The 6,121-nt window shown below is 36.4% G+C and carries 7 protein-coding genes; 3 read left to right on the top strand and 4 right to left on the bottom strand.

Annotated features, from left to right (window positions below; all coding sequences use genetic code 11):
• Window positions 1-294 precede the first annotated feature (294 nt).
• A complete protein-coding gene (locus KTJ10_RS16560) occupies window positions 295-852 on the bottom strand; it encodes a peptidylprolyl isomerase (RefSeq protein WP_262442455.1) in 558 nt (185 codons plus the stop codon).
• Between the two features lie 157 nt (window positions 853-1,009).
• Window positions 1,010-2,080 (bottom strand): alpha/beta hydrolase, encoded by a 1,071-nt coding sequence (locus KTJ10_RS16555; protein WP_199964144.1) that lies wholly within the window; start codon window positions 2,078-2,080, stop codon window positions 1,010-1,012.
• A 211-nt stretch (window positions 2,081-2,291) separates the two neighbouring features.
• On the opposite strand from KTJ10_RS16555, the gene KTJ10_RS16550 reads away from it, so the two are divergent.
• On the top strand, window positions 2,292-2,639 hold the full coding sequence (locus KTJ10_RS16550; RefSeq protein WP_086265132.1) for a hypothetical protein: 348 nt from the start codon (window positions 2,292-2,294) through the stop codon (window positions 2,637-2,639).
• 165 nt (window positions 2,640-2,804) lie between these two features.
• Here the strand turns inward: KTJ10_RS16550 and KTJ10_RS16545 are convergent, their stop codons facing one another.
• The gene (locus KTJ10_RS16545) at window positions 2,805-3,035 is read right to left on the bottom strand and encodes a hypothetical protein (RefSeq protein WP_000733015.1); all 231 of its coding nucleotides are present in this window, start codon (window positions 3,033-3,035) and stop codon (window positions 2,805-2,807) included.
• 392 nt (window positions 3,036-3,427) lie between these two features.
• Window positions 3,428-4,294, bottom strand: coding sequence for an MBL fold metallo-hydrolase (locus KTJ10_RS16540; RefSeq protein ID WP_199978462.1), 867 nt, complete (start codon window positions 4,292-4,294; stop codon window positions 3,428-3,430).
• Between the two features lie 106 nt (window positions 4,295-4,400).
• Here KTJ10_RS16540 and KTJ10_RS16535 point away from each other — a divergent pair, with 106 nt between their 5' ends.
• Together KTJ10_RS16535 and grpE are read left to right on the top strand one after the other, a co-directional pair.
• Window positions 4,401-5,294, top strand: coding sequence for a LysR family transcriptional regulator (locus tag KTJ10_RS16535; protein ID WP_252150837.1), 894 nt, complete (start codon window positions 4,401-4,403; stop codon window positions 5,292-5,294).
• Window positions 5,295-5,456: 162 nt separating this feature from the next.
• Entirely contained in the window at window positions 5,457-6,011 is a 555-nt protein-coding gene (gene grpE, locus KTJ10_RS16530; RefSeq protein ID WP_002115470.1) for a nucleotide exchange factor GrpE, read from the top strand.
• The last annotated feature ends 110 nt before the right edge of the window (window positions 6,012-6,121 follow it).

The raw sequence follows: 6,121 nt of genomic DNA, 5'->3' as shown, positions 1-6,121 counted from the left end.
AATCAATCAATGAAAATTATTTCGATTAATCAATCAGTAAAAATCCACACAAGTTGTTCTTCAATTCTCTTAATGATTTTTCTGCTCTTCGTCAGAGACAGAATTCAACGCAATACTAAGCTTTCATCTTAACCCTGTAAGCTAAGATATTCTCGTGTATCGCGTCGGGATGAGTGCATTATAGGGAAAAAAAACTGGTACGCAAGCACTTTTATAAATATGCACGTTCGACCGGTTCTTTTTCAGCCAAATAAAACCTCAAAAACAAACAAATATATGATTTATATAGTTAATTTATTTTTGAAGAGTTTTAAACTTTATATCTACTATCTTTATAGACTGTTTTGGTACGTTTTGATGCATGCCATAGTTTGATGTAGGGACCTGAACAATACGGTCAACCACATCCATTCCTTTAATTACTTTTCCAAAAACTGCATAACCCGGATTACCCGAAGAACGATTTAAAAAATTATTATCTGTAACGTTAATGAAAAACTGACTAGTTGCTGAGTCAGGATTTGCAGTACGAGCCATCGCCAACGTTCCGCGTGTGTTAGCAATTCCATTCCCAGCTTCATTTTTGATAGGTGCTCGCGTAGTCTTTTCCTGCATATTTGCAGTAAGGCCACCACCCTGCACCATGAAGCCCGGAATTACACGGTGAAATATCGTATCTTTATAAAAGCCTGACTTTATATAGTCTTTAAAATTCTTCACACTCTTTGGTGCTTTATCATCATAAAGTTGTATTTCAATATTGCCTAAATTTGTTTGCATTTCAACTAAAGTGTCAGCCCATACTGAATGACTGCTCATACCCAAACAACATAACATTAATAATTTTTTCATATCTTCCTACAATAAAATGCAAAACTTAATGAAGAATAAATTTAATCATCTATATAAAAGAATTCTAGTGAGTATTTATTATCTTTTATTTAGCACTTTATATTTTAGATTTGACTATTAGTCCACGTTCCACGTGAAACATGGACTAGGCTTTTGTTTAACTATTTTTATCCCAGAACTTTCTGAAGTTCTTACTGATCTCGATAGTATATCTTTTCGCCTTTTTAGAAATAGGTGTCAAATTTATAAAACCATGGGTTTGGTCTGGATATTCTTCATAATGCATTTTGACGCCATTTTGTCTTAGCTTATAGCTATAAATTTTCGCTTCATCATGCAATACGTCATGACCAGCCGTAATCACGAAAGCTGGCGGGTTCTTTTTCAAATTACCATAGGTTGGAGAAATAATTGGATCATCTAATTCTATATTATGCTGAGTTGCATAATATTGAGTGACATAATTAATATCATTATCTGTTAAAACCAATCCTTCGTTATAAGCATAGAAAGAAGGATGTCGACTTTTAAAATCTACTGTAGGATAAATAAGAAGTTGTGCTTGTGGAACATAAGGTTTGTTTACTGATCGTTGAGCGACAACCGTACTGATATTTCCGCCAGCACTATCTCCTGCTACAGCAATGCGATTTTTTAATATTTTTAGTTGTCTGCGATTTTGATATACCCAAGCTAAGGCATCTTCACATGACTGAATTAAATGTTGAGGTGAAACTTCAGGTGCAAGAGGATAATCAATACTGAGAACTTGTACTTTTGCATATTTTGCCAATATACGACAAACCTCATCATGAGTATCTAAACCACCCACAACAAACCCTCCCCCGTGATAGAAAACAATAAGAGGTAATTTTTTATTCGGGGACGGATGATAGTGTCTTGCGAAAACAGTCCCACTTTGGAGCGGTAAACGAATGTCTTCTACTGAATCAATTTCCGTTGATTTCTGGCGTATAGCTAGCATTTGTGTATCAAACTGCCGTCTAGACTCAATAGGATCTGGACCAATAAAACCAATACGCCCCTGTTTAATTTGTACGGCCATCATACATTTAGTAAATGAGTCGAGATCTGGGTATTGGTAGGTATATCCAAGGATTTTGGCAAGTGATTCTTGAGCTAATCGAGGTAACTTATCAAGAGCTCGAGCAGCAGGCCCCTGGCCCTTATCTAGCAATGTTTGAATTTTTTGATTAAATGCTGTCATGCCTATCTCCATGAATTCCTCTTATCCTTCATATTTTCTACAGAATTCTGTTGTTGTTTGACTATATTCGCATACAACTCATGTAATCAAGATACAAAGGTAAAAACCAAATTACGCTAATCTGATTTAAAGCAAATGTCATTAACAAATCTGTCGTTTTAAACAGGACTTTTTTGCCAATTATTGTTAACAGATAAAAAGAGGTACTACTATGTCAGCAAAACTAGTTGTTACTTTATTAGCAACCAGTCTCTTAACTGTAGGCTGTGTAGCTTATACAGATGATCCTTATTACCGCGGTGGTTACGGTTACCATGATCATGATGATGATCGCTACGACCGCAATGATGGACGTCGCTATAGTGATTGGGAACGAAAACGTTGGGAAGAGCGTAAAAGAATATACGAACAACAACGTAAGGATGCTCGCGAACAAGACAAAAATCGTCGTGAATGGGAAAAAAGACGCCATAAAGAGGATAAAAAACACCACGAGTGGGATAAGAAGCGAGTAGAGGATCGTGACCATAACCGTCGAGATTATCGTCATGATGATTAAATTTATGACTACATAAAAGCCCCAAAAGATAAGTCTTTCGGGGCTTTTTTGAGAAATCCACATTCTCTTGATTATAGAATAATGAGTAGCAGCTCATTTCATATATAAATTGGCATCTTAAATATATGCACTCTATAACCTTTTAACTGTTCTTATCGCTAAGAATTACTGAGCAGTTGCAGAACCTGAAACAGAACCAGAAGCACCAGCATCAACTTGACCTGGTTGAGCTTGACCAGAAACGCCAGCATCTACACCCACACCAGCTTGTACGCCAGATGGGCTAGCGCTAGTTTGAGCTGAACCTGATGCATTTAAACCAGCTTCAGATGCACAACCAACAGCTGTAAAAGCAACACCAGCAAGTACTACAGAGATAAGACCTAATTTTTTCATAATCACTTTCCTTTCATTACGACAAACATTTAAATGCAAAGTTCATCTTCGCGCTGCCTATAATTCACAATTTTTTTTTCTGGCGTGCGTATCATTGGTTGTCTTTTGTAGTAATAGAAGTACAAATTGTGCAATTTTTTATTAAAACCTCTTCCTTAGCCGCACCTCTACCTTTTATATAGAAGCTGTAACTTAAGCTTTTGTTTAATTTTATCAATTTCTAATTTTTATCTTAGCCTTTTACTCTCGTTAAAAATTTTCTCTTTATAGAAACGCTATATAAGGTGCGTAGAATGTTACAGAGACTTTTTACTTGAAAATGTCTTATTTCATAAAAAAAGCCGGGGATGAACCACGGCTTTTTTAAAAAATTGATGGTGTTTCGATTTAAATTACGGCCATTGCATCTCACCTTTTACAACTTTTGCGCCTAGCTCTAGGCTATCCACACTCTTTAATGTTGGATATTGTTTCTGCATGAGCTGACTTAGCTCACTCGCATTTTTACTTACTTTAACCGCTTTTTCATAGCTCTTGAGATAGTCGATAGAAAAGTTAACCGCATCTAAACCTTGTGGAGCTCCCTCAACCATATGAGCTGGAACAACTGTTTGAGGTTGGAGTGATTTAATACTTTCTAAAGCTTGAATCACTTCATTGCGATCTTTAACTTTTGGTGTATCTGCCATCCACAAATGAATACCTGAAGATACTGGGATACCGCCTACAACAGCTTTCGAAGAAGGAATCCATAAATAAGTAAGTTCTTTTTTACCTTTGATCTCGATCGACTCATTCTCTAGTTTTAAAGTTTTAGCAGTATAAGCTTGAGGCACAATAATTTGGCTAGGCGCATTTGCACCCATTTGTGGGCCCCAATACTTCACTTTAAGCGCTTGAGTATCTTGAATATGTTTAACAGTTTCCGGTGTAGCGATGATTTGTACACTTGGGAAGTATTGTTTAAATACATCTAAGCCAAAGTAATAGTCCGGATCGCCATAACTTACGAAAATTGTCTTTAGTGTTTTACCGCTATCGAGAATATCAGCAGCAATACGTAATGCTTCAGATTTTGAGAATTGTGCATTCACCAACAGAACGTCTTTATCACCTTCAATTAAAGTAGAAGTCACGCCAAAATGTTCGGGTTTCGCCAGAAAACTTTGGATTTTCAAATCTTGCGCAAAAGCTGAGGGAGCTCCCGTTAAAGCAGTCGCAGTTGCTAGGGCAGAAGCAGTTAATTTAAAAAATTTCATTATGTATCTCCAATTTCATGAGAAATACTTTAAATTGCAATTCTTGTGAGATAAATGCACTAAATTAAGATAAACTGTTGCATATATTGTAACAATGATAAAGCATATGGATACATTAAAAGCCATACAAGTCTTTGTTTCTATTGCTCAACATGGCAATTTAACCAAAGCTGCAGAACATCTAAATTATTCCCGTGCAATGGTTTCTCGCTATCTTGAGCACCTTGAGCACACCTTCTCAACTCGACTATTTCAAAGAAATACCCGAAAAATATCTCTCACCCCAGCAGGTGAAAAAGCCCTACTCTACTGTGAGAATATTTTACAACAACAGCAACTTTTACAAGAGTTAGCCGCACCAGAACAACATAACGGTACGATTCGCTTCACTTGTGGTTTATTTTTATTTCAATTAGGGGTTGGGGAATGTATCCGCCAATTTAAACAGCAACATCCGCATATTCAATTTGATGTATATCTTACTGAAAATACAATGGACTTAATTGATGCTCAGGTCGATTTAGCCTTACGTATAACGCAAAAAGTTGCAGATGGATTAATTGCGAGACCAGTTTGTCAAATCGAGTCTGTATTCTGTGCTCATCCTGATTATTTAAAGCAACACAGCCCCCTCTCCCATCCAAGGCAACTTATTCAACATGAATGTTTAGCTCACCATAGCCAACATCAATTTTGGACACTTTTTGATACTGAACAGCAACCTCAAAACTATCCTTTAAACGTCACCTTTAAAAGTAATGATGTAAATGCTGTTTATGACATGTGTGTACATGCTCAAGGTGTGGCAATGTTACCGACTTTATTAGTTAAAAAAGATTTAAAAGAAAAACGATTGGTGCCTTTATTTAAAAACTTTTCGGCTCCCGAATTAAGTTTGTCGGTAGTATATGCTTCAAGACAACATTTGCCCAAAATAACCCAGGAATTTATTGCTTTTATGATCGAAAATTTAAATTTTTACTTAAAACCGCAAAATTAAAAGTTTTAAATTGCCGTGTACGCTTGAATTTTTAGGCAATGCCCATACTTCATCCCTATTAATGAATTACAGCATATGCATGGCAGTTCAGGTTTTACCCAGTAAATGCTGATGCCAAAAGGACTGTACATGTTTAAAAACCCATTTAAACGGAGATCATCAATGGCTAATGAGCAAAATGAGCAAGCTCAAGACATTCAACACGAGCAAGCAGAGCAATCTAATGAGCAAACTCAGGCTGAAGGTGTAGAGCAAGCAAACGACGTTACCGTTGAATCTTTACAAGCGCAAATCACCAAATTAGAAGAAAGCCTAAAACTTGAAAAAGCACGTACTGCGAATGCAGTTTATGAAGCACAAAAAAGTGTAGAGCGTATTCAACGTGAGTCTGACAAGCATAAAGAGACTGTGCTTGAAAAATTTGCAAAAGAATTACTAGATTCTGTTGATAATTTAGAGCGTGCAATTCAAGCAGCTGGCGATGAAGAAACGCCAGTACTTGAAGGTATTAAACTGACCTTGAAGTCGCTGTTAACCACACTTGAAAAATTTGGTGTTGTAGAAGCTGATACGAAAAATGGCTTCAATGCGGATTTACATCAAGCTGTCGGTATTGACCCAAATGCTAAAGCAAATGAAATCGGTAGCGTTTTACAAAAGGGCTATACATTAAACGGTCGCTTATTGCGCCCTGCTATGGTTATGGTTGGTCAATAAATAATTTTTTGAGAGTTTTTAGATTTTTTTTCGCTAAAACGCTTGAAAAAAATAGATTCACTCTCATATCGGATAACAAGCAAAAACATTGCAAAAGAATTTTTGAGGAA

The sequence above is a fragment of the Acinetobacter sp. WU_MDCI_Abxc222 genome (assembly GCF_025514755.1).
Taxonomy (GTDB): Bacteria; Pseudomonadota; Gammaproteobacteria; order Pseudomonadales; family Moraxellaceae; genus Acinetobacter; species Acinetobacter geminorum.
Note: the sequence above shows the minus strand (reverse complement) of the source record. Positions and strands in the feature narration are given on the sequence as shown.